Here is a 25,265-nt window from a genome sequence, read left to right on the forward strand (position 1 = left end):
CTTTTGCTTTGTCCCTAAAGGCCGCAAGATAAGGCCCATGTCGATGCCCAATACCAGCACTCCCACATTTACCGTCGAAACGGTCATGGGGCTGTCGCCGCAGAGCATCGCGCAGACACTGCAAGCACAGGCCGCCAGCATCAGCGCGCTGGAGCAGCAGCTCGAATGGTTCAAACGCCAACTCTTTGGCAAGAAGAGCGAGCGCTTTGCACCCTTGCCCGATGCGCAGCAAATGCACCTGGGGCAACTCCTGGGCGACCTCCCTGCCACTGATGCGCCCGAAGCCGACTCCGACTCCAACACCATCCCTGCACACCAGCGACGCAAACCCCGCAGCAACTTTGCCGACGAGGGCACGCCCGCATCGTTCTTTGACGAAACCAAGGTGCCCGTGCACACCATCGAGCTGGCCAACCCCGAGACCAAAGACCTCTCGCCCGATCAGTACGAGGTTGTCAGCCAGAAGGTCAGCCACCGCTTGGCACAGCGCCCCGGTGCCTATGTGGTGCTGAAGTATGTGCGCTCTGTCATCAAGCGCCACGACACGCAAACCCTGCACTGTGCGGGCGCGCCAACAGGCATCATTGAGGGCAGCCGCGCTGACGTGAGCTTGCTCGCAGGCGTTGTTGTTGACAAGTTTGCCTGGCACATTCCGCTGTACCGGCAGCACCAGCGCCTGAGCCAAGCGGGCTTCAAACTCAGCCGGGCGTGGCTGACGCAACTGGCGCAAAAGACCATTTCCCTGCTGGAGCCGATTTACGACACGCAGCTCGAGTCGATCCGCAACAGCCGGGTCAAGGCAATGGACGAGACCCCCATCAAGGCCGGGCGCAGTGGGCCCGGCAAGATGAAGGCGGCCTACTTCTGGCCTGTGTACGGCGAACTCGATGAGGTGTGCTTTGCCTATTTCGAGTCGCGCCGCCACGAGCACGTACAGCAGGCATTGGGGCTGCCAGGGGCCACAGATGCCGTGTTGCTCACTGACGGCTATGAGGCCTATGCACGTTACGCTGCCAAGACCGGCATTACGCATGCCCAATGCTGGGCGCACTGCAGGCGTGGCTTCTTTGAAGCTCTAGGGGCCGAGCCACAGGCCGCTGGCCAGGCGCTGCAGCAAATTGGCGAGATTTACGCCCAGGAAGAAGCCATTCGTGAACGTGACCTCTACGGGGATGCCAAACGAGAGCACCGTCTAAGCCACAGCAAACCGCTGGTGCAGAACTTCTTTGAATGGGTGGATTTGCAGTTCGAGCGGCAAGGCTTCCTGCCCAGCAATCCGTTGACCAAGGCATTGGCCTATGCACGCGAGCGCCGCGCGCAACTGCAGGTGTTTCTGGGCGATGCGGATGTGGCCATGGATACGAACCATCTGGAACGCGCCTTGCGCGCGATACCAATGGGCAGGCGCAATTGGTTATTCTGCTGGACGGAGGTGGGCGCCAAGCGCGCGGGCATCATGCAGAGCCTGATCGTGACATGCCGTTTACATGACATTGACCCCTACACCTACCTGGTTGATGTCTTGCAACGCGTAGGCCACCACCCCGCCTCCAGAGTTTCAGAACTGACGCCTCGTCAATGGAAGCAGCACTTCGCCGAGAATCCATTGCGTTCACCATTACACGGTTTGGTAACGTAGGCAATAACGCCGGACAGTGACCGGTTACGGCGCTCCAAGGGGTGTGCGATGCGCATCCTGATTTGCGAACCCTTTTTGAGCGTGCAAGTGCGCTCTTAGAGCAGGTCGAGCGTGCGCTTCTTCCGGTTCAGGACGGGCTGATTCGCTGGGTGGAATCGGGTGCACGTTTGCGGTGCGTAGAGTCTCCGATGGATATCTCTGAGGCGATGCAAGCCAAGGTGGTCTCTGGTGGTGGGGTTGATTCGCTCAAGTCTTGGGTCTTTACATCGGCCACCTTGGGTGTGGGCAACGACTTGGACTGGTTTCTTGCATCTAGCGGTTTGCAAGATGCGGCTTGCTTGCGGATCCCGAGCCCATTCAACTACTCGCAACAAGCGGCTTTGTATGTTCCCAAGTCGTTTGCGCTTCCGTCCTCTCAACAACACAGTAGCGCCGTAGCGGCACTGGTGGCGCAGTCGGCGCAGTTACTCGGTGGGCACACGATGGTACTGACCACCACATTGCGTGCCATGCGACACATCGCAGACAGCATACGCAAGCTGTTGCCTGAGCACTTAGACATTCGTGTGATAGTGCAAGGCGAAGCTTCAAAGCGCGACTTGCTCAATCACTTTCAGTCAAAGCATGGGACGGGTTTGATCTTGGTGGGGGCGGCCACGTTTTGGGAAGGCGTCGATATTGCCGGGCGCGCTTTGCAACTGTTGGTCATCGACAAAATTCCATTTGCACCGCCCGACGACCCCTTATTGCAGGCGCGCTGTGCCAAGGTGGAGGTTGAAGGGGGAAGCTCGTTCAATGAGGTTCAGCTGCCAATGGCGGGAATCGCCTTAAAACAAGGGGTTGGCCGCTTGATACGCCGGGAATTCGACCGCGGCGTTTTGGTGGTCTGTGATCCCCGCTTGCGCACGATGGCGTATGGTCGAAAGTTGCTCTCTGCTTTGCCCGCCATGCGCCCCTTGTCTGAAGAGTCTCAGTATTACGCAGCGCTTGGCGAACTTACCAAAGCTTCCACCACGGATTGGAGTTAGCCTTTCCGCCGCTAGCAACAAACTCCGATTGCGGGTAGTTTTTGTCGAGGATTCGCTTTGCATCGTCCCGCAACTGAACCATGCCCAGCGCGTCGTACGATTTGTACAAAATAAACAATGCTTCCTCGGTAGCGGGTACATCCCGGTAATCTGTCAGGCATTGTTGGGCGCGGTTTGCGGCTGCAAGGTAGGCGCCCCGCTTGTAGTAATAGCGTGCCACGTGCACTTCAGACTGTGCCAGTGAGCCCACGATGTAGTTCATGCGTTGGCGTGCATCGGGGGTGTATTTCGAGTCGGGAAAGCGTGAGGTCAATTCTTTGAAAGATTCGAACGATTCTTTGGCCGCTTTTTGATCACGTTCTGCCAGATCCTGGCGAGTAACCGCCGATAGCAAGCCCAAGTCATCGTTGAAGTTCACGATGCCCTTCAAGTAGATCGCATAGTCTAAAGCCGGGCTGGCTGGGTGGAGTTTGATAAATCGCTCTAGTGTGGCGAGAGACTGCGCCTGTTCGCCAGCCTTGAAGTGCGCGTAGGCTTTGTCGAGCTGGGCTTGTTGTGCCAATGGAGTTCCTGCCGCGCGCGCTTCCAGCTTCTCCAACAAGGGTACCGCTTTGTCCCATTGTGAGGAGCCCATTTCGTCTTTTGCTTCCGCGTACAAGCGATTCGGGCTCATGCCTGCGGTTTTGTCGACGGGAGCACTGGAGCAGGCCACGAGCAGACTGGCCAAAGCCGCCAGCATGGGGGCATAAACGACCGATAATTTCGCACGCAGCATTTTGGGGACCTTCTTGATACAGACCACGGGAATTATATCGACGCACTCTGCGGAACAAGAGGCAGAAGACCCCTCGGATATCGCGGGTGAAACGGAGCTGCGTCACCTCGTTTTCTCGGGGGATGTCCATGGCGAGCGCTTGGATCGCGCGCTCGCTTTTCATGTGGAAGAATTCTCGCGCAGCTATTTGCAGCAACTGATAGAGCTGGGCTTGGTGCAACTGAATGGTCGCGTGGTCTTGAAGACTTCAGTCAAGGTCAAGGTAGGCGACTCTGCAGTGATTGAACTGCGCCCGACGCCGCAAAGCCAGGCTTTCAAGCCTGAGTCCATGTCTCTGGATGTGGTGTACGAGGATGAGCATGTTCTGGTGATCAACAAACCACCGGGTTTGGTGGTTCACCCGGCGCCGGGCAACTGGAGTGGAACTTTGTTGAACGGATTGCTGGCTTACAGTGCTCACGCGGCTTTGGTTCCTCGTGCCGGTATTGTCCATCGCTTGGACAAGGACACCAGTGGCTTGATGGTGGTGGCACGCACACGGCTTGCCATGGATTTTTTGGTGAAGGCAATTGCGGCCAGGGAGGTCAGTCGCCAGTATTTCGCGATCGCCCACAAGGCATGGCCGTGGCAGGGGCTAAAGACTGTCAGCGCGCCGATTGGTCGGGATCCGCGAAACCGGTTGAGAATGGCGGTGGTGGACTTGGGTCTACACGCGGGCAAAGAAGCCAGAACAGACTTTGAGTTGCTGTCAACCAGTCAGGTCGCTTGCTGGGTTCGCTGTATTCTGCACACCGGCCGCACGCACCAAATCCGGGTCCACATGGCGCACCTCGGGCACCCTTTGGTTGCTGACCCGGTTTATGGTGGTGCCCCGGCGGCGGATATGGGTCGACAAGCCCTGCATGCCTGCCGACTGGCATTTCAACATCCTGTCACAGGGGCCAATTTGACTTTTGAGTCGCCACCGCCGCCCGATTTCTTGGCACTTTCTGTTCAATTGGGGCTCGGTTACAATCCCGCTACCAAACCGGGAGGTTTGTAACTACGTTTCACGTAGGGTAGTCGATCCAAGCAACCAGCTTCTCCTACCTAGTGCGGTTGACTCCGGTCCGCAACAAACACCGGTTTCCATCTTTGAGTCCAGACTATGAACATGGTCGATGCTAAGCGTGTGCTCGAAACCGCTTTGATTTGTTCACCTCAGCCTTTGACGGTTCGCGTGCTGAGAGAGCTATTTGCCGATGAAATCGGTGCAGATACGGTCAAGTCCTTGTTGCTGGAACTCCAGACGGAGTGGGCTGAGCGCGGTGTAGAGTTGGTGAGTGTGGCGTCTGGCTGGCGATTTCAGAGTCGTCCCGAGATGCGGGAGTTTCTGGACAGGCTCCACCCGGAGAAACCCCCCAAGTACACCCGTGCGACGCTGGAGACTTTGGCCATCATCGCTTACCGCCAACCGGTTACGCGCGGGGATATGGAAGACATTCGGGGAGTCACGATCAGTTCACTGTTGATCAAGCAGTTGGAGGATCGGGGTTGGGTAGAAGTTATTGGGCATCGTGAGGCGCCCGGGAGGCCGGCGCTTTATGCGACAACGCGGCAGTTTTTGGACGATTTGGGCTTGAGCTCGTTGGATCAGCTTCCTTTGTTGGAGTCGCCAGATCGCGGCACAGACCCTGTGAAGGATTTTGGCGATATGTTGGGGGTTGCGGATCAGGCCTCCATGAAAGCCGAACCGACCGAGGGTCAACAGTTAACTATGTCATTGCAAGCGACTTCGCACGCAGTGGAAAACGGAATATCACTATGAACGATAACGACAATATCAACGATGCTGAAGCTTCTCAGGAGATTGAAGCCCCCGCTCCATCGGACGGCATTTCTGTGAAAGTGGGGGGGAACCGCTTTGATGATGTTATTTCCGGCCAATTCGATGCAGATGAAGCCGCAGAAGATGTCAGCTTGCCCAAGCGGGTCTTGGCGCCGCTCGCCGAGACCCCGAAGTTGCATAAAGTACTTGCCCAGTCGGGAATGGGGTCGCGGCTTGAAATGGAGCAGCTGATTCTCGAAGGGCGGATTTCGGTGAACAACGAACCTGCCCACATCGGGCAGCGGATTCAGTTTGGTGACAACATCAAGGTCAACGGTAAGCCGATTCGCTTTCGCATCGATCCGCCACCCGCACGCGTGATTGCTTATCACAAGCCAGTCGGTGAGGTAGTGACCCATGATGACCCCCAAAATCGGCCCACCGTGTTTCGCCGTTTGCCAAAGCTCCACCAAGGGAAGTGGCAATCCGTCGGGCGATTGGATTTGAATACAGAAGGCTTGTTGTTGTTTACCAGCTCTGGCGAGTTGGCTAACAATCTGATGCATCCGCGATTCGGCTTGGAGCGAGAATACGCAGTGCGTGTTTTGGGCGCCCTCACGAAAGAGGAAAAGCAAGCCTTGATAAGCGGCGTTCAGCTGGACGACGGAATCGCACAATTCGGCTCTATTGAAGATGGCGGTGGTGAAGGATCCAACTGCTGGTACCGCGTGACCATTTCTGAAGGCCGCAACCGCGAGGTTCGCCGTATGTTGGAGTCTGTCGGGCATGCGGTGAGCCGACTCATTCGTATTCGCTACGGCGCCATGGTGCTTCCACGGGGTCTTAAGCGCGGTGCTTGGATGGAGTTGGATGAATCAGACATCCGCTTGTTGATGCAGGCAGCCGGAACACCCAAACCCCGCCTCCATGAAGAGGGAGCTGCCGGTGGCGGTGGTGCGCGCTCGCGTGGGCGCGGCGGTCGGCAGGGCGGGCGTGGTCCTGCGTATCCGAGGGATGCTGCGCTACCAACACCTCCTGCCCGTCAAGGACGGGGAAAACCCCCTCGTCAAGCCACACGCCAAGAGGGCAGTGGTCAACCTGATCCGATGAAAACATCTTTAGGTTACATCGGTGCAGACAGCTTTTCGCGACAGCGGCAAGAGGCAAGCGGCCGAGGTCGCCCGGGTGGCGGTCAGCGCCGTTCTGGCGGCAGAAGTCGTTAATGCGAGTGTTAAACTCGTCGGCTTTGTCCATCTAGGGCAAATACAATTTTTTTCTAATCGGGAATTACTATGGCAATCGAACGCACACTCTCTATCATCAAACCTGACGCAGTCGCCAAGAACGTGATCGGTCAGATCTATGCTCGTTTTGAAGCCGCTGGACTGAAGGTTGTGGCTGCACGCATGGCACACCTGTCGCGCGGTGAAGCAGAAGCTTTTTACGCTGTGCACAAAGAGCGTCCTTTCTTCAAGGACTTGGTGGACTTCATGGTTTCCGGTCCTGTAATGATCCAGGCCTTGGAAGGCGAAGGCGCAATCGCTAAAAACCGCGACCTGATGGGCGCAACTGACCCTAAAAAGGCTGCTGCAGGTACCATCCGCGCTGACTTCGCTGACAGCATCGATGCCAATGCAGTGCACGGCTCTGACGCTCCAGAAACTGCAGCTGTGGAAATCGGCTTCTTCTTTGCCGGTATGAACGTTTACTCGCGTTAATTCAGTATGGCGGTCAACCTGCTCGATTTCGACCTCGAGGGTCTGGCCGCCTTCTGCGAAAGCTTAGGCGAGAAAAAGTTTCGCGCGACTCAACTATTTCGTTGGGTCCATCAAAAAGGCGCAGACCAATTTGATGACATGAGCGACCTCGCCCGATCTCTCAGAGACAAATTAAAAGGCAATGCTGAAATCACCGCATTGCCGGTAATGACGCAGCATATATCTGCTGACGGAACCATCAAATGGCTGTTTGATGTCGGTGGCGGTGACGCTGTCGAAACAGTCTTTATCCCGGAGTCCGATCGAGGAACGCTTTGTATTTCTTCTCAGGCGGGTTGTGCGGTGGGTTGTCGTTTTTGCTCGACAGGCCACCAGGGATTCAGTCGAAATTTGAAGACGTGGGAGATTTTGGCGCAGCTGTGGTTTGCTGAGCACTTCCTGCGCAAACATCTCGGGGTTCAAGAGCGCGTTATCTCCAATGTGGTGATGATGGGCATGGGGGAACCGCTCCAAAATTACGCCGCCTTGGTGCCTGCACTGAGGACCATGCTGGACGACCATGGTTATGGTTTGTCGCGACGGCGAGTGACGGTCTCAACCTCTGGCGTGGTTCCCATGATGGATCGTCTCAAAGACGATTGTCCAGTGGCTTTAGCCGTGTCTTTGCACGCACCTACAGATGTACTGCGCGACAACTTGGTGCCCTTGAACAAGAAGTATCCCCTGGTAGAGCTTCTGAGCGCATGCAAGCGTTACCTCGAAAGAGCGCCGCGCGATTTCATTACGTTTGAATATTGCATGCTCGATGGCGTTAATGACAGCCCCGAACACGCGCGAGCCTTGCTGACATTGGTTCGCGAGGCCGATATTCCTTGCAAGTTCAATCTGATTCCGTTTAACCCTTTTCCAGCGTCGGGGCTTTTGCGCTCAAAGAACAATGTGGTCCAGGAGTTCGCCCGGATTTTGCTGGATGGTGGGCTTGTGACTACGGTTCGTAAAACGCGGGGAGATGATATCGACGCAGCGTGCGGACAGCTCGCCGGTGACGTCAAAGATCGCACGAATGTGAGCAACCGGATAAGCAAGCAACGCACGATCATGCTGCAGCAAATCGGTGAGCAAAAAAACTTCAATTGAAATGGGGCCCGCGATGACTGAAAGTAGGCAATCGACGGTGAAAGTCGCTACGCGTAAGCTCGCCCTTATGTTGGGGGGGGCTTTGGCGATTGCTGTGTTGGGTTTCCTTCAAGGCTGCTCATCCGCTCCCTCCATTTCACCGGGTACGGACATTGCAACCGATTCCGACGAGACGCCAGCCCGCAAGCGTGCCAAGATTCGATTGGAGTTGGCGGCTGGCTATTACAGCAATGGTCAAACGCGGGTTGCGCTTGACGAGATCAAGCAGTCCATTGCTGCTGACCCGGGAATCTACGAAGCGCACAATTTGCGCGGTTTGATTTACATGCAACTCAATGATTTTGGGTTGGCAGATGAGAGCTTCAGGCGTGCGCTTCAGTTAAGCCCGCAGGCGGCAGCTGTTCAGCACAATTATGGTTGGATGCTCTGTCAGCAAGGGCGGATGCCAGAGGCCTACGCTAATTTTTCTGCAGCAATTAACAATCCCCTGTACCAAGAGCGTGCCAAATCGTGGATGGCGCTTGGCGTTTGTCAGAAAACTGCGGGTTTGCGAGACGAGGCACTGGTGAGTCTGACCCGGGCGCTCGAGCTGGAGCCGGGCAATCCGGTTGCAGGCTACAACTTGGCTCTGTTGTTTGTCCTGCGCGGAGATTTATCGAGAGCGCAATCCCAGATCCGTCGCGTAAATAACAGCGAGTTTGCAAATTCTGAGACGCTATGGCTGGGCGTAAAGATTGAGCGCAGGTTAGGGAACCGAGATTCTGCGGCCCAGTTGGGCACACAGTTGGCGAAAAGGTTCCCGGTATCTAAAGAGGCAAGTTTGCTTGAGCGAGGGGCGTTTGATGAGTGAAGCGGGTGGCGAGGCGGCAGAGCAGGGCAGTGTTGTGACCAACAATCTGCCCAGTGCCGGTGAAATGCTGCGCAATGCGCGCGAAGCGGCTGGGTTGCACATCGCTGCGCTAGCTGTTTCCATGAAGGTTCCAGTCAAGAAGTTGGAGGCGCTGGAGTCAGACCGAATAGATTTGTTGCCAGATGCGGTATTCGTGCGGGCTCTGGCCTCCAGTGTTTGTCGTGCGCTGAAAATTGATCCGGCCCCCATTCTTGAGCGTTTGCCACATGTGGTAGCTCCCCAGTTTCAAGTGGCGGATCGAGGAATTAACGAGCCCTTCAAGGATCAACAAAACTGGGTCAAATCTTCGATGCTGGACATCGTGAAGAGACCAAGTGCATTGTTGGTACTTGGGCTGTTGACATGCGCTGTGTTGGTCTTTGCTATTCCAAAGGTGCAGTTGCCCGGCTGGCTCACCACTTCGGAGACTGAGCCCGCAGAGCTGATGCCTCCTGCGGATTCCGTACCTGGCATGAGTGCACCAAAGCAAGAGTCCAGCGAGAAGGCTGCTGGTGTTGAAGTTGTTCCAAGTGCTGCTGTTCCCCCGCAAAACACGGCAAGTCAGGTAGTGGCAGTTGCGCCTGAGCCGATAGTTCCTGCCAGCGGTAGTCAAACCGGCAAGGATTTTTTACTCGTCCGTGCCAAGGGAACTACCTGGGTACAAGTGGTTGATGCCAATGGTGCGGTTTTATTGCGCAGGACATTACAAGGGGGCACCACTACCGCAGTGAATGGAGTTCCGCCTCTGGCAGTCATTGTGGGTAAAGCAGACCTTGCAGAGGTCGAAGTTCGGGGTAAGCCGTTTGTGATGACGGATGTTTCAAAAGATAACGTTGCTCGTTTCGAGGTGAAGTAGTGGACCAAGGATTACCTATTGCATTAGCGCAGCCCTTGCCTCGCGGGAGTTTGCAGTCAGAGGTCAGGTGGGGCAGTCATGTCGTCACTGTGGGCGGCGCGGCTCCTGTGCGTATTCAATCCATGACGAATACCGATACCGAAGATGCGATCGGTACAGCGATTCAGGTGAAAGAGCTGGCAGCGGCGGGCTCAGAGCTAGTCCGAATCACGGTGAATACACCCGAAGCAGCCCAAGCAGTGCCTCATATTCGGGCGCAATTGGATCGTATGGGTGTCAATGTCCCGCTGATCGGTGACTTTCATTTCAACGGTCATCGCTTGTTGACTGAATACCCAGAATGTGCCGAGTCGTTGTCCAAGTACCGTATCAATCCCGGGAATGTGGGCAAGGGTGACAAACGTGACCGTCAGTTTGCACAAATGATCGAGGCGGCTATCCGTTGGGACAAGCCGATCAGAATCGGAGTGAACTGGGGTAGCTTGGATCAAGAGCTCTTGGCCTCATTGATGGATGAAAACAGCCGCAGGTCTCAGCCCTGGGATGCCAAGCAGGTCATGTATGAAGCACTGATTACCTCGGCTATTACTTCCGCAGAGAAAGCCGAAGAAATCGGCTTGCCCGGGCATCAAATTATGTTGTCCTGCAAGGTCAGTGGTGTGTCCGATCTGGTCGCTGTGTATCGGGAGCTCGCCCGACGCTCAAAGTATGCGTTGCACTTGGGGTTGACCGAAGCCGGAATGGGCACCAAGGGCACGGTGGCCTCTGCCACGGCCTTGGGTATTCTTTTGCAAGAGGGCATTGGCGACACCATTCGTGTGTCGCTAACCCCTGCTCCCGGTGAGGCGCGGATTCAGGAAGTGATCGTCGCTTCCGAGATCATTCAATCACTCGGTTTGCGCAAGTTTGTGCCCAGTGTTACCGCTTGTCCGGGTTGCGGCAGGACCACCAGCACCACATTCCAAGAGCTCACCAAGCAGATCGACGATTTCTTAAGAGATCAGATGCCGGTTTGGCGCATACAGTATCCTGGTGTCGAAAACATGAAGGTGGCGGTGATGGGCTGCATTGTCAACGGGCCGGGGGAGAGTAAGCATGCTGATATCGGCATCAGTCTTCCCGGTACAGGCGAGGCCCCAGCAGCCCCGGTCTACATTGACGGTGAAAAGAAAATGACCCTGCGCGGGGATTCCATCGCCAGCGAGTTCCAAACAGTTGTTGAGAATTACATCAAGGCGCGCTTCACGCCTCCATCCCCTCAAGCTTGAGAATTTATGTCAGAGAAAAACAGTCCACGCAAGGTGGACAAAATCGTTGCAGTCAAAGGTATGAACGATATTCTCCCGCCGCAATCTGCGTCGTGGGAAGCGCTGGAGTCATTGGTTCGTAACGTGATGCGCCGGTTTGCTTTTGAAAATATTCGCACCCCGATCGTCGAGCCCACCGCATTGTTTGTGCGTGGGCTAGGCGAAGTGACGGATATTGTTGAAAAGGAAATGTATTCATTCGAGGATCGCTTGAATGGTGAAGCTCTGACGTTGCGCCCTGAAAACACCGCAGGTGTTGTGCGCGCTGTGGTCGAGCATTCTTTGCTCTACAACGGTCCCAAACGCTTGTATTACATGGGCCCTATGTTCCGGCATGAACGCCCGCAGCGGGGGCGCTACCGTCAATTCCATCAGATCGGTGCCGAGGCCTTAGGTTTCGGTGGGCCTGAGGTGGATGCGGAGGTCATCCTCATGGCGCACATGCTATGGCAAGAGCTGGGTCTGACAGATATCGAGTTGCAGATCAACAGCTTAGGCCAACCGGAGGAGCGACACCGGCATCGGGCGGCACTCATTGAGCATTTTGAGTCTCATAAGGACGCTCTTGATGAGGAGGCCAAGCGCCGTTTGCACTTGAATCCACTGCGTCTGTTGGACTCCAAGAATCCTGCTATGCAGCCTGTGATTGAGGCCGCGCCCAAGTTGATTGATTTTCTTGGCAGCGCTTCCAAGGCACATTTAGATTCGGTCCTCCGACTTCTGGAAAGCCACGGGGTTCCCTACACCATCAATCCTCGCTTGGTCCGCGGTATGGACTATTACAACTTAACTGTTTTTGAGTTCGTGACAACCAAACTCGGATCGCAGGGGACAGTCTGTGCCGGCGGTCGCTACGACTACTTGATTGAACAAATAGGCGGCAAGCCTTCTCCGGGCGTGGGCTGGGCCATGGGGGTCGAACGGGTTCTGGAGCTGATTCAAGAATCTGCGCGCCCACTTCCGACACCTGTCCTGGATGTGTTTGCGGTTATTTTGGATTCCGACTATTTACCGTCTGTGATGCCGGTTTTGTCGTCACTGCGCCAGGCTGGTTTATCAGTGCAGATGCAGGCCAGCACGCCAGAGGGCATGCCCAGTCTCAAGTCTCAATTCAAGCGTGCCGACAGTTCTGGGGCGCGCTACGCATTGGTGTTCGGGCCCGATGAAATATCCTCGGGACAGGTCACCATCAAATCACTAAGAAACGCGGATGTTCCGCAAGTCACTATTGCGCTTACTGAAGTAGCGCAATGGGCGTCGCATCAAGCGTCATAAGCATAAACAGGCACACCATGGCAAACCATTTAGATCTCGAAGAACAAGAGCAACTTGACCAGTTCAAGCATTTTTGGAAGCAGTACGGTAATGCAATCACTTGGGTGTTGATCGCAGTGCTCGGGAGCTTCGCCGCATGGAACGGATACCAATGGTGGAGTAAGCGCCAAGCCGAGCAAGCTTCGGCCATGTATGAGGAGGTTGAACGTCTCATCGGAACAGGAGATCTGGTTGCGTCTACCCGTGCCTTTGATGATATGAAGCAACGCTTTCCTTCTGTTTTTTACACCCAGCAATCTGGTTTGAATTTGGCCAAAGCGGCCTATCTTTCCGGCAAACCGGACGTAGCGAAAACTGCCTTGACTTGGGTTGCAGGTAGCAAGGCAGATACCGGCCTTGCCGCTTTGGCTAAAGTGCGTCATGCGGGTTTGTTGATCGAGTCGAAAGAGTTTGATGAAGCGGGTAAGTTGTTGTCTACCGACTTCCCGTCCGAATTCGGCGGATTGGTCGCTGACAAACGAGGGGACTTGGCGCTATCTCAAGGAAAGAGCGACGATGCGGCCCAAAGATTCAATGAAGCGCTCAAGCTATTGCCCCAGCAAGACCAGTATCGGCGCTTGGTAGAGGTCAAACTCGCAGCGCTAGGCTCTACCGAAGCGAAGTGAAACGTATGGACAAGCGGTATTCCCTTCTCAGTCTTACCACCGCGCTTATCAGTTGCGTGGTGTTGTCGGCCTGTTCTGGTCCGACCAAGCAAAAGCCAGCTGAGCTTGCGCCCTTGGTTCCCTCATTGGGTGTCAAGAACGTCTGGAAGGGCGCCGTTGGTGAAGTTTCCTTTCCCTTGGAACTCAAAAGTTCAGGGAGCGAGATCTACTTGGCTACTACCGCGGGCTCGGTTGTTTCCTTAGACGGAGAAAGTGGTGCAGTGCGCGCAACCGGCAATGCCGGAGCAGGGATTTCTGCAGCCATTGGGGCCGGCGACGGACGTGTTGCGCTCACCACGGTCACGGGTGAAGTGGTTGTAATGCAGGGTGGCAAGTCTCTCTGGCGGCAGAATCTAGGTGCGGTGGCGATCACTCCGCCTTTGGTTGCCGGTGGTCGCGTGTTTGTGATGACGCCTGATCGCACCCTGTCTGCCTTCGATGGCGAAACTGGAAAGCGGCTGTGGCAACAGCAGCGCGGCGCGGATACGCTGGTTTTGGATCGGCCGGGTGTTTTATTTCCCGTCGGAGACACCTTGGTCGTCGGGCTCGGCGGTCGCCTCGTGGGACTCAATCCCAGCAACGGGAGCCAGAAATGGGATGTGCCTGTAGCACTGGGGCGCGGTACCAATGAGGTAGAGCGCTTGGTGGATGTTGTCTCCGGCATAAGCCGCAGGGGTGCCAGCGTCTGCGTCCGAGCTTACGCGAGCGCTGTGGCCTGCGTAGACACAGGGTCCGGTAAATCTGTGTGGTCCAAGATCGCCAATGGCTTTACGGGCATCGGTGGCGGAGACACTGCGGTCTTTGGTTCTGAATCCGACGGTACGCTCATTGCGTGGAGTCGCAAGGACGGTGAGAGGCTTTGGCAATCAGACAAGTTCAAGTGGCGTGAGTTGGGCACTCCTGTCTTGTTGGGCTCTACACTCGTTGTGCCGGATAATGCGGGTCTGTTGCATCTGCTCTCTGCCGCAGATGGTGCGATAGTCGGGCGCCTTCAGCTCGACGGTACGCCACTTGCCGCTACGCCAGTCCTTTCAGGCAATACCCTGGTCGCAGTGACTCAAAAGGGGGGCGTATTTGCCTTCCGTCCCGAATAAAAAAGGTCATTCATGAAGCCAGTTATCGCCCTCGTTGGTCGTCCCAACGTCGGTAAATCCACACTATTCAACCGCCTGACCAAAACGCGTGATGCGATCGTGGCCGACTTTGCGGGGCTTACCCGCGATCGCCACTATGGCAACGGCAAGCACGGTAAACACGAATTTATTGTCATTGATACCGGGGGCTTCGAGCCTGACGCCGGCAGTGGCATTTTTAAAGAAATGGCCAAACAAACGCGCCAAGCGGTTGCAGAGGCTGATGTTGTGGTGTTTGTGGTTGATGCGCGTGCCGGTTTGTCTGCGCAAGACCATGACATCGGGAACTATCTTCGTAAGCTAGGCAAACCCTGTCTGGTGATTGCGAATAAAGCAGAGGGCATGAAGGCCGGAGCCCAGCTCTCGGAGTTTTTTGAACTCGGGCTGGGTGAGGTCTATCCCGTGTCCGCAGCCCACGGTCAGGGCATGCGATCACTGATCGAACTGGCCCTCGATGCCTCGCATTTGGAGGAGCCCGAAGACGACCCAGAGGCGGCCGACCCCAGCATTATCAAACTCGCTGTTGCAGGCCGCCCGAATGTCGGCAAGTCGACGTTGATCAATACGTGGTTGGGTGAGGAGCGACTGGTTGCCTTTGACATGCCCGGTACCACTCGCGATGCCATCTCGGTACCTTTTGAGCGCAACGGGCAAAAGTTTGAACTCGTGGATACAGCCGGTCTTCGTCGCAAAGGGAAGGTCTTTGAAGCAATCGAGAAATTCTCAGTGGTGAAGACCTTGCAGGCCATCGAGTCCGCCAGTGTCGTGTTGCTGCTGATCGATGCCGAGCAGGGCGTGACAGACCAAGACGCCCATATTGCGGGATACATCCTAGAGTCGGGGCGTGCGGTGGTTGTTGCTGTGAACAAATGGGACGCAGTGGATGAATATCAGCGCGAATTGGTAAAAAGATCCCTCGAAACGAGATTGGGGTTTTTGAAGTTTGCGTCTTTGCATCTGATCTCTGCCAAAAAACGGCAAGGTCTCGGTCCTGTATGGGATGCCATTGCACAGGCCCACAAGGCCGCTAATTGCAAAATGCCGACGCCTGTGTTGACGCGTTTGTTGTTGGAAGCCGTTCAATTTCAAACGCCAAAGAAAACCGGTGCCTATCGCCCCAAGCTTCGCTATGCCCACCAAGGGGGGATGAATCCGCCTATCATCGTGGTGCACGGAAACTCATTGGAGCACGTCACAGAGGCTTACAAGCGCTTTTTGGAAGGTCGTTTCCGTAAGGAATTCAATCTTGTGGGTACGCCCCTGAGAATCGAAATGAAATCTTCGGCGAATCCTTTTGCTGATAAGGATTAAAGGGTTTCCTTACCCTTAAGAAGCGAATTACTTGGCCAAATAGGCTCCGCACTTATGTGTGGTATCGTCAAACCCTCTTCATTTTTGAACACGGAGAATATCGTGAGCAACAAAGGCCAACTCCTCCAAGACCCCTTCCTGAACGCATTGCGTCGGGAGCATGTGCCGGTTTCCATTTATTTGGTAAACGGTATCAAGCTGCAGGGTCAAATCGAATCCTTTGATCAGTATGTTGTGCTCTTGCGCAACACGGTGACCCAAATGGTTTACAAACACGCAATCTCTACGATTGTTCCAGGCCGCGCGGTGAACTTGTCTGCTGTCGCTGAGGATGCACCAGCTGCTTGAGGCAGGGTGCTCGGGCCAAGTTCTGCTTGGCCCTTTTAACTTTTGAAAACTACTTCCGCTTTTGAGTAATTCGATGGACAGTCAATCGGCTCCGACTATTTTGGTGGGGGTCGATTTAGGTTTGCCCAATTTCGATGCCGAGTTGGAAGAGTTGGGTCTGCTCGCTCAAACCGCCGGTTTACAGCCGGTAGGGCGTGTGGTTTGCAAGCGTAGAGCACCGGATGCCGCTTTGTTCGTGGGATCCGGCAAGGCAGAAGAAATCCGCCAGTTGGCTCTGCAAACGGGCGCGACCGAGATCCTTTTCGACCAAGCCCTGAGCCCCGGGCAACAGCGCAACCTTGAGCGCCACATGCAGATGCCGGTCAACGACCGGACATTTTTAATCCTTGAGATTTTTGCTCAGCGGGCCAGAAGCCATGAGGGCAAGCTGCAGGTAGAGCTCGCCCGCTTGCAGTACTTGAGCACGCGTTTGGTGCGGCGCTGGTCTCACTTGGAGCGTCAGCGCGGTGGTATCGGTACGCGCGGTGGTCCGGGAGAGACTCAGATTGAGCTGGATCGCCGGATGATCAGTGAGAACATCAAGCGAACCAAAGAGCGCCTGAGTAAGGTCAAGCGCCAGCGGCAAACCCAGCGGCGTCAGCGTGAAAGACGCGATGCCTTCAATATCTCCCTGATCGGCTATACGAATGCGGGTAAGTCAACGCTTTTTAATGCGTTGGTAAAAGCGCGTGCCTATGCTGCTGACCAATTGTTTGCTACGTTAGACACAACGACCAGACAGCTCTACCTTGGAGAGGCCGGGCGGTCAGTGTCGCTATCGGACACCGTAGGTTTTATTCGTGATTTGCCGCACGGCTTGGTTGACGCATTTCAAGCGACTTTGCAAGAAGCTATTGACGCGGATTTGTTGCTGCATGTGGTCGATGCAGCGAACCCCGAGTTTGCTGAGCAAATAGCCCAGGTTCAGATGGTTTTGAAAGAAATCGGCGCCGCTGATATTCCGCAGCTTTTGGTATTCAATAAGGTGGATGCCATCGCACCAGAGGCACAACCTATTCGAATCGATGATTTTTATGAGATCGAAGGGGTTCAAACTCCGCGCCTATTTGTGAGTGCGCGGACGCTGGAGGGAATGCCCCTGCTACGTCAAAAGCTGGCTGAAATTGCGAAACCTGAGCCTGAATTGACCCAGAATTCGGCTATTCACCCTGAGCCCCTAGGGGATGAGACCTGAATTGGCACAATGCGCCTAACTGCACTTAAGAAAAAACCATGAAACTTACTGCGATCCGTACGAAAAACCGGGACTTCATGTCCTGGCTGCGCGTGGTTCTCAATCTCAACGATTCCCGTTGGGGACGTGGAGACGACAAGCAAGAGCCACCCAGTACAGAAGGTGGCCCCAAGCCTGAGAGTGACATCGAAAGACCAGCAAACCAACCGGGATCGTATGGCCGCCCCCCAAGAATACCGCGCAGTCCGGCCCCCCGGACCTCGACGAGTTGTGGAGGGATTTCAATCGCAAACTTGGCGGCTTGTTTGGTGGCGGCCAAAAGCCGCCCGCAGGTAATGGCGGAGGCGGTGGATTTCAGCCAGATATGAAGAATGCCGGCATTGGCGCGGGATTGATCATTGGGGTTGTGGCGCTGATTTGGTTAGGCACGGGTTTTTTCATCGTGCAAGAAGGTCAGCAAGCGGTCATTACGCAGTTCGGCAAATACAAATCGACGGTAAACGCCGGTTTCAATTGGCGCTTGCCGTATCCGATTGAAAAGCACGAGTTGGTGTTTGTGAGCCAGATCCGTTCTGTGGATGTGGGTCGTGACGTGGTCATGAAAGCCACCGGGCTTAAAGAGTCCGCCATGCTGACGGAAGATGAAAACATTCTGGATATCAAGTTTGCAGTCCAGTACCGTTTGAGCGATGCTCGGGCTTTCTTGTTTGAAAGCAAGAATCCGAGCGAGGCAGTGGTGCAAGCCGCAGAAACGTCTATCCGCGAGGTGATGGGCAAAATGAAGATGGACGCAGCACTCTCTGAAGAGCGCGACCAGATCGCACCGCGTGTGCGCGCATTGATGCAAACCATTCTGGACCGTTACAAGGTCGGTATCGAAGTGGTAGGTGTGAACCTGCAGCAGGGCGGTGTTCGTCCTCCCGAGCAAGTGCAGGCATCTTTTGACGACGTACTGAAGGCTGGTCAAGAGCGTGAGCGCGCCAAAAACGAAGCGCAGGCTTACGCCAATGACGTGATACCGCGTGCAGTAGGTTCTGCCTCCCGACTCAAGGAAGAGGCTGATGCTTACAAAGCACGCGTTGTGGCTCAGGCCCAAGGTGATTCGCAGCGTTTCCGCTCGGTGTTTGCCGAGTACCAAAAGGCGCCTCAGGTCATGCGCGATCGCATGTACCTCGACACCATGCAACAGATCTACAGCAACGTAACCAAGGTGATTGTGGATTCCAAGCAGGGTTCCAACATGCTTTACCTGCCTTTGGACAAGGTTTTGCAAATGACAGGCTCGCAAGCTTCTGGTGACGGTCCTGCAGCGAACCCTGCCGCCGGTGGCGCTGCTCCTGCAGCACCCGCTGCAGCTACCGGTGCAACGATGACTCCAGACCCCCGTAGCCGTGATGCGGCCCGGACCCGCGAACGCGATGTGCGCTAGGACATGACTATGAACCGCATTGGATTGATTTTTTCTTCGCTGTTGGTGCTTTTGGCACTGGCGAGCTCGACTTTGTTTGTGGTGGACCAGCGCCAGTTTGGTGTGGTCTATGCGCTGGGCCAGATTAAAGACGTGATTACCGAGCCTGGTCTGAACTTCAAGCTGCCGCCACCATTTCAAAATGTGTCCTACATCGATAAGCGCTTGCTGACTCTCGACAGCACAGATGCTGAGCCGATGTTGACCGCTGAGAAGCAGCGCGTCGTCATTGACTGGTATGTGCGTTGGCGCATCACTGAGCCTTCGGAGTACATTCGCAATGTGGGCTTGAATGAAGGCGCTGGTGCTAGCCAGCTCAACCGTGTGGTGCGAAATGCATTCCAGGAAGAGATCAACAAACGCACTGTGAAAGAGTTGCTCTCGCTCAAGCGTGAAGCACTGATGGCCGACGTCAAAGCTGAAGTACTCGACAAGGTGCGTGGCTCCAAGCCTTGGGGCGTGGATGTGGTGGATGTTCGCATCACCCGCGTGGACTACGTAGAGGCGATTACGGAATCGGTTTACCGCCGGATGGAAGCTGAGCGCAAACGCGTCGCCAACGAACTGCGCTCAACGGGTGCCGCCGAGGGCGAAAAAATCCGTGCGGACGCTGATCGTCAGCGTGAAATTACGATCGCCAATGCCTACCGCGATGCGCAGAAAATCAAAGGCGAGGGCGATGCAGAGGCAGCGCGCATTTATGCGGAGTCGTTTGGTAAAGATCCGCAATTCGCGCAGTTCTATCGCAGCCTCGAGGCCTACAAATCCACGTTCGCCAACAAAGGCGACGTGATGGTGCTGGATCCGAACGGTTCTGAATTCTTCAAAACTTTCCGCAATGGGGGCGGTAGCGCTCCAGCAGTCAAAAAATAAACGTGAGTGGAGACACGTTGTGGGTAGCACTAGCCCTTGTGCTAGTGCTCGAAGGTTTGTTTCCTTTTGCGTCACCCCGCGGGTGGCGCAAGCTGTTTGAGCAGCTCTTGCAGTTGCAGGACGGGCAGATCCGCTTCTATGGCTTGTGCAGCATCGTTGTGGGTTTAGTCAGCATTTGGTGGATGCTCTCCTGAAATTTAGGGCTCAAGGCCGGTAAAATCTTCGTTTTAACAGCCTCCCCTCAATTCCATGTCCGCTTGGGTCCTCCCGGATCACATTGCCGATGTACTGCCGTCCGAAGCACGTCACATCGAAGAAATACGTCGAGATCTCCTGGACATGGCCCGTTGCTATGGCTACGAGCTCGTGATGCCCCCGTTGCTGGAGCACTTGGAGTCTCTGCTTTCCGGTACCGGCAAAGCGCTGGATCTGCAGACCTTCAAGTTGGTTGATCAGCTCTCCGGTCGCACGATGGGCTTGCGGGCTGACACCACGCCGCAGGTTGCCCGGATTGATGCACATTTGTTGAACCGCCGCGGCGTTACCCGCTTGTGCTACTGCGGGCCGGTGTTGCATACGCTGCCTGCAGTGCCTCATGCCACCCGTGAGCCTTTGCAGTTCGGTGCGGAAATCTATGGCCACGCGGGCTTGGAGGCTGACCTCGAAATTTTGACCTTGGCTTTAGATTGCCTCAAGGCGAGCAAGGTAGGCAGCCTAACTGTGGACATGGCGGATGCGCGCATCGTCAGCAGCTTGCTTGCCGAGTCGGGTTTGAGCAGCAGCCAACGTGCCGACGTTTTGGCAGCCCTCGCATCCAAAGACAGCAGTGCTCTGAGCGAACTCACAGCGGCTTGCCCAGCACCTATTTCTGCGGCGCTCAAGTTGTTGGTGACGCTGTACGGCGGGGCCGGTGTGTTGGCCCAAGCCCGTGCAGCGCTTCCTCAATTGCCCGGTGTGCTCGAGGCCCTCGACCATCTCGAATGGATGGCCGGTCACCTTGATGGTGTCAAAGTCACTTTTGACCTCGCGGATTTGCGTGGCTATGCGTACTACACCGGCATGCGTTTTTCCGTCTACGCCCAAGGTGCCAGCGATGCGTTGGCCCGTGGCGGGCGTTATGACGAGGTGGGCTCGGTCTTCGGTCGCAAGCGGCCGGCGGTCGGCTTCAGTCTGGATGTGAAAGTTCTAGCCCATGCGGCACAGGTGCGGCCACTGCGGGCTGCCATCCGTGCTCCATGGGGCGAGGCCACGGCCTTGCGAGCAGCGATTGCGGGTTTGCGCCAACAGGGTGAAACCGTAGTGTGTGTCCTCCCCGGGCACGAAAGTGAAGTCGATGAGTTCCATTGCGACCGTGAGCTGGTGCAAGCCGCTGGTCAGTGGGTCGTAACAGCAATTTAATCCTGAGCGAAATGAATACAACCAAAGGTCGAAATGTAGTGGTCGTCGGCACCCAGTGGGGTGATGAGGGCAAGGGAAAACTGGTCGATTGGCTCACCGAAAGCGCCCAAGGCGTGGTGCGCTTTCAAGGCGGACACAACGCGGGCCACACTCTGGTGATCAACGGCGTGAAAACCGCGTTGCACCTGATCCCCTCCGGCATCATGCGCCCCGGCGTCAAGTGCTATATCGGTAACGGTGTGGTGTTGTCGGCCGCCAAGTTGTTCGAGGAAATCGAAGGCTTGGAAAAGGCAGGCGTAGAGGTCCGCTCCCGCCTGCGTGTGAGCGAAGCCTGCCCCTTGATCCTTCCATTCCATGTCGCATTGGATGTCGCGCGGGAAGCCTTCCGTGAAAAAGGCGGCACCGCCAAGATCGGTACCACCGGTCGGGGTATTGGCCCGGCTTACGAAGACAAGATCGCACGTCGCGCGTTGCGTGTGCAGGATCTCAAGCACCCTGAGCGTTTTGCTGCCAAGCTGCGCGAGCTTCTCGATTTACACAACCACGTTCTAGCGACCTACTTGGGGTCTGAGGCGTTTGACTTCGGTCCTCAGCTGGCGCCCTTCATGGCCAACGGCCGGGTTCAGTTTGAACCGGTGTTCCAGCAAGCGATGGAACACGCGGCACTGCTCAAAACCATGATTGCCGACGTGTCCCGCGAGTTAAACGAAGCCAATCTGGCTGGCGCCAATCTGCTGTTTGAAGGTGCGCAGGGCACCTTGCTGGATGTGGACCATGGCACCTACCCCTATGTGACTTCCAGCAACTGCGTCGCTGGTAATGCGGCGGCTGGCTCGGGCGTCGGCCCCGGCATGCTGCACTACATCCTGGGCATCACCAAGGCTTATTGCACTCGCGTCGGCGGTGGTCCGTTCCCCACTGAGTTGGACTGGGAAGTGCCTGGTACCCCCGGCTATCACATGAGCACCATTGGCGCCGAAAAAGGCGTGACTACTGGTCGCTCACGCCGTTGCGGCTGGTTTGACGCGGCGTTGCTCAAGCGCTCCGCCCAGGTCAACGGTTTGTCGGGCCTGTGTATCACCAAGCTCGATGTGCTCGATGGCCTGAAAGAATTGATGCTCTGCACCGGCTATGAGGTGGATGGCGAAAAAATCGATATCTTGCCCATGGGCGCCGATGAGATTGAGCGCTGCAAACCCATCTACGAAGTGATGGAAGGTTGGAGTGACAGCACCGTGGGTGTGACCCAATACGACAAGCTGCCGGTAGCGGCCCGCTTGTACCTGCAGCGTATCGAACAAGTGACCGGCGTGCCGATTCACATGGTGTCTACCAGCCCGGACCGGGACCACACCATCATGATGCGCCACCCTTATTTGCCTGAGTAAGCTGTTTTATGCGTTTTATGCCTCTAGCCCACGTAAATACTGCGCAAGCAGCTATCCTTTTAGGAGCAATTTGATGTTGACTGAAGACGGTAAACACCTCTATGTAAGCTACGACGAGTACCACAATCTCATCGAAAAGCTGGCCATCAAAGTCTTCCAGTCCGGCTGGGAGTTCGACACAATTTTGTGCCTGGCCCGCGGCGGCATGCGTCCTGGCGACATTCTTTCCCGGGTGTTTGACAAGCCTCTGGCCATCATGTCGACCAGCTCTTACCGCGCGGAAGCCGGTACCCAGCAAGGCAACCTTGATATCGCCCGCTATATCACCACCCCCAAGGGCGAGATCGCAGGCCGGGTGTTGCTGGTGGATGACTTGGCTGATTCCGGTCACACCCTGAATGCGGTGATCAACCAGCTGCGTAACAACTACGCCCCGATCACTGAGCTGCGTAGCGCGGTAATTTGGACCAAAGCCGTCAGCGTGTTCACACCCGACTACTCGGTCGAGTTCCTGCCGACTAACCCTTGGATTCACCAGCCGTTTGAGAGCTACGACTCTTTGCGTCCGCAGCAGCTGATTCAAAAGTGGAGTGTTTGACGCATTGTTTGTTGCTGGCGTAGTTGCATGACCGACCGGATCACTCACCTCATTCACCATCCTTACCAGCCGCCGGCTGGTTTTGAGGCGCCCCAACCGGGCGTGTTCAAGGCCTCGACGGTTTTCTTCCCCAGCGTGGCTGCCATGCGCAGTCGCGAATGGAAAGACAAGTCGGCGTATACCTACGGGCTGCATGGCACGCCCACCAGCTATGCGCTGGAGGAGCGCCTCGCCACCCTGGAGGGCGGCGACGAATGCTTGTTGGTTCCCAGTGGCCTGGCTGCGCTGGGTTTGGTGGCCATGTCGCTGCTCAAAAGTGGTGACGAGGTGTTGGTTCCGGACAATGCGTATGGCCCCAATAAGGCCATCGTAGAGGGCGAGCTCCAAGGTTGGGGCATTACCCATCAGTACTACAACCCGATGGATCCGGAAGACTTGGAGGCCCAGATCTCCAGCCGGACCAAGCTGGTGTGGTTAGAGGCAGCTGGGTCTGTCAGCCTTGAGTTTCCCCATTTGGTGGAGATGGTGCGCATCTGCCAGCGGCGCCGGGTAAACACTGCACTCGACAACACCTGGGGCGCCGGCCTAGCGTTTTGCCCGTTTGACTTGGCGCCGGGTGCGGCGGAGCGGGTCAGCGTCGATATCTCGGCCCATGCACTTACCAAATACCCCAGTGGGGGTGGCGACGTCCTCATGGGCAGTGTGATCACCCGCAATCCGGGGCTGCACCTCAAGCTCAAGCTCACCCATATGCGCTTTGGAATCGGTGTGGGTATGAATGACGTGGAGATGGTGCTCCGCTCATTGCCGACCATCGACCTGCGGTACAAAGCCCACGATGCCGCCACGCGCTCGCTGGCGGCATGGGCACAGACCCAAGCCGAGTTTGTGCAAGTCCTGCATCCGGCCTTGCCGGAGTCGCCCGGTCATAGCCATTGGAAGGCGCTGACCGGTGGCGAGATCGGGACCGCCGCGGGTTTGTTCAGTGTGATGTTGGATCCACGCTTCACCCAAGCCGAGGTGGATGCCTTCTGCGATGCGCTACGCCTGTTTAAGCTTGGTTACAGCTGGGGCGGGCCTATCAGCTTGGTAGTGCCCTATGAGCTAGAAACCATGCGCTCCGGTTGGCCCGAGCATCTGCTGCGCGGCACGCTGGTTCGCTTCTCGGTCGGTTTGGAAGACGTGGCTGATCTGCAAGCCGACATTGCACAGGCGCTCGAGGTATTGCGCTGACTGCGTGTTTTCCTGAGTAGGCAAGGCATGGAGGAGGGCGTACGCTGCTCCCATGACTTCGCCGCTTGATGCCGAACCGGCACCCTACATTCCCCCACCGTCAGAAGCGCCCCGCAAGTCTGTGGCGACCCTGGCATGGGGCGCACCCTTGCAGTGGTTGTTGCGCGGTCTGCAGGACATGCAGGCCCATCCCGGAATTGCCTTGTTTTATGGCGTTGCATTCACCACCATGGCCTTGGTGCTGGGTGCCGTGTTCCGCAGCAGCCCCGAATACACCATGACGATCGCTTCGGGCTGCTTGTTGGTCGGCCCCTTTCTCGCCATGGGCTTGTATGAAGTGAGTCGCCGGCGGGAGGCAGGTACTCCCGCCTCGTTGGGCGGTTCCATCACCTGCTGGGACCAGCATTTGGGCAGTATGGCGATGCTGGTTCTCGTGCTGATTGTGCTGGAGCTGCTGTGGGGGCGAGCCTCTTTGGTGGTGTTTGCCGTGTTTTTCAACACCGGCATGCCATCGACGACAGGCGTAGTCCAAGCCGTGTTCAACCCAGACAATCTCGAGTTCGTGATGGCTTATGGTGTGGTCGGTGGCGGGTTCGCCTTGCTGGTGTTCGCCTTGAGCGTTGTGTCCATTCCCATGATTCTTGACCGCGACACCGATGCGGTGTTTGCTGCGATCACCAGCATCGAGGTGTTTCTGTGCAACCTGGGCGTCATGCTGTGGTGGGGGGCCTTGCTCAGCGGATTGTTGGTGGGGGCGCTGATGGTGCCGTGGCATGCGGGCTTGTTGGTGGTGGGGCCCTTGTTGGGCCACGCAACATGGCACGCCTATCGGGCGTCGGTGCAGTGGCCGGGGCAGGAAAGCCCGAGTGATAGCCTCGAAAACAGCAGCCCGCCTGCGTGAGCGCAGGCCGAGGTGGTAAAGTGGCTTCAATTAACGAAAGCACACTTTGGCAACACCCAACTACGGATACGAAAAACGTCAGAAAGAACTGGCTAAAAAGAAGAAAAAAGAGGAAAAGCTCAAGCAAAAAGCCGAGCGCAAGACAGGTGATGAGCCTGAGTTAACGCCCAACGAGGCGGCTGAATTGGCTGCTGCCGATGGTGCCGCTCCTAGCGCCGAAACTCCAGCGGCTTGAGTTTGGCGGC

25 protein-coding genes and 1 pseudogene are annotated in these 25,265 nt (G+C 56.2%); 25 read left to right on the forward strand and 1 reads right to left on the reverse strand.

The annotated features are described in order from the left end of the window. Window positions 1-37 precede the first annotated feature (37 nt). Together tnpC and RAE19_RS17175 are read left to right on the forward strand one after the other, a co-directional pair. Window positions 38-1,639, forward strand: coding sequence for an IS66 family transposase (gene tnpC / locus RAE19_RS17170; RefSeq protein WP_313872998.1), 1,602 nt, complete (start codon window positions 38-40; stop codon window positions 1,637-1,639). Window positions 1,640-1,827: 188 nt separating this feature from the next. After that, window positions 1,828-2,667, forward strand: a complete 840-nt coding sequence (locus RAE19_RS17175; protein WP_313876017.1) for an ATP-dependent DNA helicase — start codon at window positions 1,828-1,830, stop codon at window positions 2,665-2,667. Here the strand turns inward: RAE19_RS17175 and RAE19_RS17180 are convergent. Next, on the reverse strand, window positions 2,636-3,442 hold the full coding sequence (locus tag RAE19_RS17180) for an outer membrane protein assembly factor BamD (RefSeq protein WP_313876018.1): 807 nt from the start codon (window positions 3,440-3,442) through the stop codon (window positions 2,636-2,638). The two genes, RAE19_RS17175 and RAE19_RS17180, sit on opposite strands and share 32 nt — an antisense overlap. A 13-nt stretch (window positions 3,443-3,455) precedes the next feature. Here RAE19_RS17180 and RAE19_RS17185 point away from each other — a divergent pair, with 13 nt between their 5' ends. The 23 genes and pseudogenes from RAE19_RS17185 to RAE19_RS17295 all read left to right on the forward strand — a co-directional run bounded on the left by RAE19_RS17185 (window position 3,456) and on the right by RAE19_RS17295 (window position 25,255). Next, on the forward strand, window positions 3,456-4,484 hold the full coding sequence (locus RAE19_RS17185) for an RluA family pseudouridine synthase (protein ID WP_313876019.1): 1,029 nt from the start codon (window positions 3,456-3,458) through the stop codon (window positions 4,482-4,484). Between the two features lie 105 nt (window positions 4,485-4,589). Continuing rightward, window positions 4,590-5,249, forward strand: coding sequence for an SMC-Scp complex subunit ScpB (scpB, locus tag RAE19_RS17190; RefSeq protein ID WP_313876020.1), 660 nt, complete (start codon window positions 4,590-4,592; stop codon window positions 5,247-5,249). Continuing rightward, window positions 5,246-6,472: a pseudouridine synthase gene (locus RAE19_RS17195; RefSeq protein ID WP_313876021.1), complete on the forward strand. Its 1,227-nt coding sequence runs from the start codon at window positions 5,246-5,248 to the stop codon at window positions 6,470-6,472. The genes scpB and RAE19_RS17195 overlap by 4 nt, the downstream gene beginning before the upstream one ends. A gap of 69 nt (window positions 6,473-6,541) precedes the next feature. Next, window positions 6,542-6,967 carry a nucleoside-diphosphate kinase gene (gene ndk / locus RAE19_RS17200; RefSeq protein WP_313876022.1) on the forward strand — a complete coding sequence of 142 codons (426 nt, stop codon included), beginning with the start codon at window positions 6,542-6,544 and terminating at the stop codon, window positions 6,965-6,967. A gap of 6 nt (window positions 6,968-6,973) precedes the next feature. Next, window positions 6,974-8,104 (forward strand): 23S rRNA (adenine(2503)-C(2))-methyltransferase RlmN, encoded by a 1,131-nt coding sequence (gene rlmN, locus RAE19_RS17205; protein WP_313876023.1) that lies wholly within the window; start codon window positions 6,974-6,976, stop codon window positions 8,102-8,104. Beyond that, complete coding sequence (gene pilW / locus RAE19_RS17210) at window positions 8,082-8,954, forward strand: type IV pilus biogenesis/stability protein PilW (RefSeq protein WP_313876024.1); 873 nt, start codon at window positions 8,082-8,084, stop codon at window positions 8,952-8,954. Before rlmN ends, pilW begins: the two co-directional genes overlap by 23 nt. Further along, window positions 8,947-9,849 (forward strand): helix-turn-helix domain-containing protein, encoded by a 903-nt coding sequence (locus RAE19_RS17215; RefSeq protein ID WP_313876025.1) that lies wholly within the window; start codon window positions 8,947-8,949, stop codon window positions 9,847-9,849. The genes pilW and RAE19_RS17215 overlap by 8 nt, the downstream gene beginning before the upstream one ends. Continuing rightward, window positions 9,849-11,117 carry a flavodoxin-dependent (E)-4-hydroxy-3-methylbut-2-enyl-diphosphate synthase gene (ispG, locus tag RAE19_RS17220; protein WP_313876026.1) on the forward strand — a complete coding sequence of 423 codons (1,269 nt, stop codon included), beginning with the start codon at window positions 9,849-9,851 and terminating at the stop codon, window positions 11,115-11,117. The genes RAE19_RS17215 and ispG overlap by 1 nt, the downstream gene beginning before the upstream one ends. Window positions 11,118-11,150: 33 nt before the next feature. Further along, window positions 11,151-12,431, forward strand: coding sequence for a histidine--tRNA ligase (gene hisS / locus RAE19_RS17225; protein ID WP_313876274.1), 1,281 nt, complete (start codon window positions 11,151-11,153; stop codon window positions 12,429-12,431). A 17-nt stretch (window positions 12,432-12,448) separates the two neighbouring features. Next, on the forward strand, window positions 12,449-13,096 hold the full coding sequence (locus RAE19_RS17230) for a YfgM family protein (RefSeq protein ID WP_313876027.1): 648 nt from the start codon (window positions 12,449-12,451) through the stop codon (window positions 13,094-13,096). 5 nt (window positions 13,097-13,101) lie between these two features. After that, window positions 13,102-14,229, forward strand: coding sequence for an outer membrane protein assembly factor BamB (bamB, locus tag RAE19_RS17235; protein WP_313876028.1), 1,128 nt, complete (start codon window positions 13,102-13,104; stop codon window positions 14,227-14,229). 12 nt (window positions 14,230-14,241) lie between these two features. After that, complete coding sequence (der, locus tag RAE19_RS17240) at window positions 14,242-15,579, forward strand: ribosome biogenesis GTPase Der (RefSeq protein WP_313876029.1); 1,338 nt, start codon at window positions 14,242-14,244, stop codon at window positions 15,577-15,579. Window positions 15,580-15,681: 102 nt separating this feature from the next. Beyond that, complete coding sequence (hfq, locus tag RAE19_RS17245; RefSeq protein WP_322562236.1) at window positions 15,682-15,927, forward strand: RNA chaperone Hfq; 246 nt, start codon at window positions 15,682-15,684, stop codon at window positions 15,925-15,927. Between the two features lie 73 nt (window positions 15,928-16,000). Next, window positions 16,001-17,161, forward strand: coding sequence for a GTPase HflX (gene hflX / locus RAE19_RS17250; protein WP_313876275.1), 1,161 nt, complete (start codon window positions 16,001-16,003; stop codon window positions 17,159-17,161). Between the two features lie 38 nt (window positions 17,162-17,199). Then, window positions 17,200-18,590 (forward strand): annotated as a pseudogene (hflK, locus tag RAE19_RS17255) (FtsH protease activity modulator HflK). 9 nt (window positions 18,591-18,599) lie between these two features. Next, the gene (hflC, locus tag RAE19_RS17260) at window positions 18,600-19,502 is read left to right on the forward strand and encodes a protease modulator HflC (RefSeq protein ID WP_313876031.1); all 903 of its coding nucleotides are present in this window, start codon (window positions 18,600-18,602) and stop codon (window positions 19,500-19,502) included. A gap of 2 nt (window positions 19,503-19,504) precedes the next feature. Further along, window positions 19,505-19,696, forward strand: a complete 192-nt coding sequence (locus tag RAE19_RS17265; protein WP_313876032.1) for a DUF2065 domain-containing protein — start codon at window positions 19,505-19,507, stop codon at window positions 19,694-19,696. 55 nt (window positions 19,697-19,751) lie between these two features. Beyond that, a complete protein-coding gene (locus RAE19_RS17270; RefSeq protein WP_313876033.1) occupies window positions 19,752-20,900 on the forward strand; it encodes an ATP phosphoribosyltransferase regulatory subunit in 1,149 nt (382 codons plus the stop codon). 11 nt (window positions 20,901-20,911) lie between these two features. After that, complete coding sequence (locus RAE19_RS17275) at window positions 20,912-22,288, forward strand: adenylosuccinate synthase (protein ID WP_313876034.1); 1,377 nt, start codon at window positions 20,912-20,914, stop codon at window positions 22,286-22,288. A gap of 73 nt (window positions 22,289-22,361) precedes the next feature. Continuing rightward, window positions 22,362-22,886: a phosphoribosyltransferase gene (locus RAE19_RS17280; protein WP_313876035.1), complete on the forward strand. Its 525-nt coding sequence runs from the start codon at window positions 22,362-22,364 to the stop codon at window positions 22,884-22,886. Between the two features lie 27 nt (window positions 22,887-22,913). Then, window positions 22,914-24,119 (forward strand): PLP-dependent transferase, encoded by a 1,206-nt coding sequence (locus RAE19_RS17285; RefSeq protein ID WP_313876036.1) that lies wholly within the window; start codon window positions 22,914-22,916, stop codon window positions 24,117-24,119. Between the two features lie 52 nt (window positions 24,120-24,171). Continuing rightward, window positions 24,172-25,020 carry a DUF2189 domain-containing protein gene (locus RAE19_RS17290; protein ID WP_313876037.1) on the forward strand — a complete coding sequence of 283 codons (849 nt, stop codon included), beginning with the start codon at window positions 24,172-24,174 and terminating at the stop codon, window positions 25,018-25,020. A gap of 46 nt (window positions 25,021-25,066) precedes the next feature. Further along, complete coding sequence (locus RAE19_RS17295; protein WP_313876038.1) at window positions 25,067-25,255, forward strand: hypothetical protein; 189 nt, start codon at window positions 25,067-25,069, stop codon at window positions 25,253-25,255. Window positions 25,256-25,265: the final 10 nt, after the last annotated feature.

Source organism: Rhodoferax potami, assembly GCF_032193805.1.
In the GTDB taxonomy this organism is placed as follows: domain Bacteria; phylum Pseudomonadota; class Gammaproteobacteria; order Burkholderiales; family Burkholderiaceae_C; genus Allorhodoferax; species Allorhodoferax potami_A.

Bases quoted from the DNA above. Each gene is read 5' to 3' on its own strand.
- tnpC (WP_313872998.1), top strand. From the start codon at position 38: ATGTCGATGCCCAATACCAGCACTCCCACATTTACCGTCGAAACGGTC.
- RAE19_RS17175 (WP_313876017.1), top strand. From the start codon at position 1,828: ATGGATATCTCTGAGGCGATGCAAGCCAAGGTGGTCTCTGGTGGTGGG.
- RAE19_RS17180 (WP_313876018.1), bottom strand. From the start codon at position 3,442: ATGCTGCGTGCGAAATTATCGGTCGTTTATGCCCCCATGCTGGCGGCT.
- scpB (WP_313876020.1), top strand. From the start codon at position 4,590: ATGAACATGGTCGATGCTAAGCGTGTGCTCGAAACCGCTTTGATTTGT.
- RAE19_RS17195 (WP_313876021.1), top strand. From the start codon at position 5,246: ATGAACGATAACGACAATATCAACGATGCTGAAGCTTCTCAGGAGATT.
- ndk (WP_313876022.1), top strand. From the start codon at position 6,542: ATGGCAATCGAACGCACACTCTCTATCATCAAACCTGACGCAGTCGCC.
- rlmN (WP_313876023.1), top strand. From the start codon at position 6,974: ATGGCGGTCAACCTGCTCGATTTCGACCTCGAGGGTCTGGCCGCCTTC.
- RAE19_RS17215 (WP_313876025.1), top strand. From the start codon at position 8,947: ATGAGTGAAGCGGGTGGCGAGGCGGCAGAGCAGGGCAGTGTTGTGACC.
- RAE19_RS17230 (WP_313876027.1), top strand. From the start codon at position 12,449: ATGGCAAACCATTTAGATCTCGAAGAACAAGAGCAACTTGACCAGTTC.
- bamB (WP_313876028.1), top strand. From the start codon at position 13,102: ATGGACAAGCGGTATTCCCTTCTCAGTCTTACCACCGCGCTTATCAGT.
- der (WP_313876029.1), top strand. From the start codon at position 14,242: ATGAAGCCAGTTATCGCCCTCGTTGGTCGTCCCAACGTCGGTAAATCC.
- hflX (WP_313876275.1), top strand. From the start codon at position 16,001: ATGGACAGTCAATCGGCTCCGACTATTTTGGTGGGGGTCGATTTAGGT.
- hflC (WP_313876031.1), top strand. From the start codon at position 18,600: ATGAACCGCATTGGATTGATTTTTTCTTCGCTGTTGGTGCTTTTGGCA.
- RAE19_RS17270 (WP_313876033.1), top strand. From the start codon at position 19,752: ATGTCCGCTTGGGTCCTCCCGGATCACATTGCCGATGTACTGCCGTCC.
- RAE19_RS17275 (WP_313876034.1), top strand. From the start codon at position 20,912: ATGAATACAACCAAAGGTCGAAATGTAGTGGTCGTCGGCACCCAGTGG.
- RAE19_RS17280 (WP_313876035.1), top strand. From the start codon at position 22,362: ATGTTGACTGAAGACGGTAAACACCTCTATGTAAGCTACGACGAGTAC.
- RAE19_RS17285 (WP_313876036.1), top strand. From the start codon at position 22,914: ATGACCGACCGGATCACTCACCTCATTCACCATCCTTACCAGCCGCCG.
- RAE19_RS17290 (WP_313876037.1), top strand. From the start codon at position 24,172: ATGACTTCGCCGCTTGATGCCGAACCGGCACCCTACATTCCCCCACCG.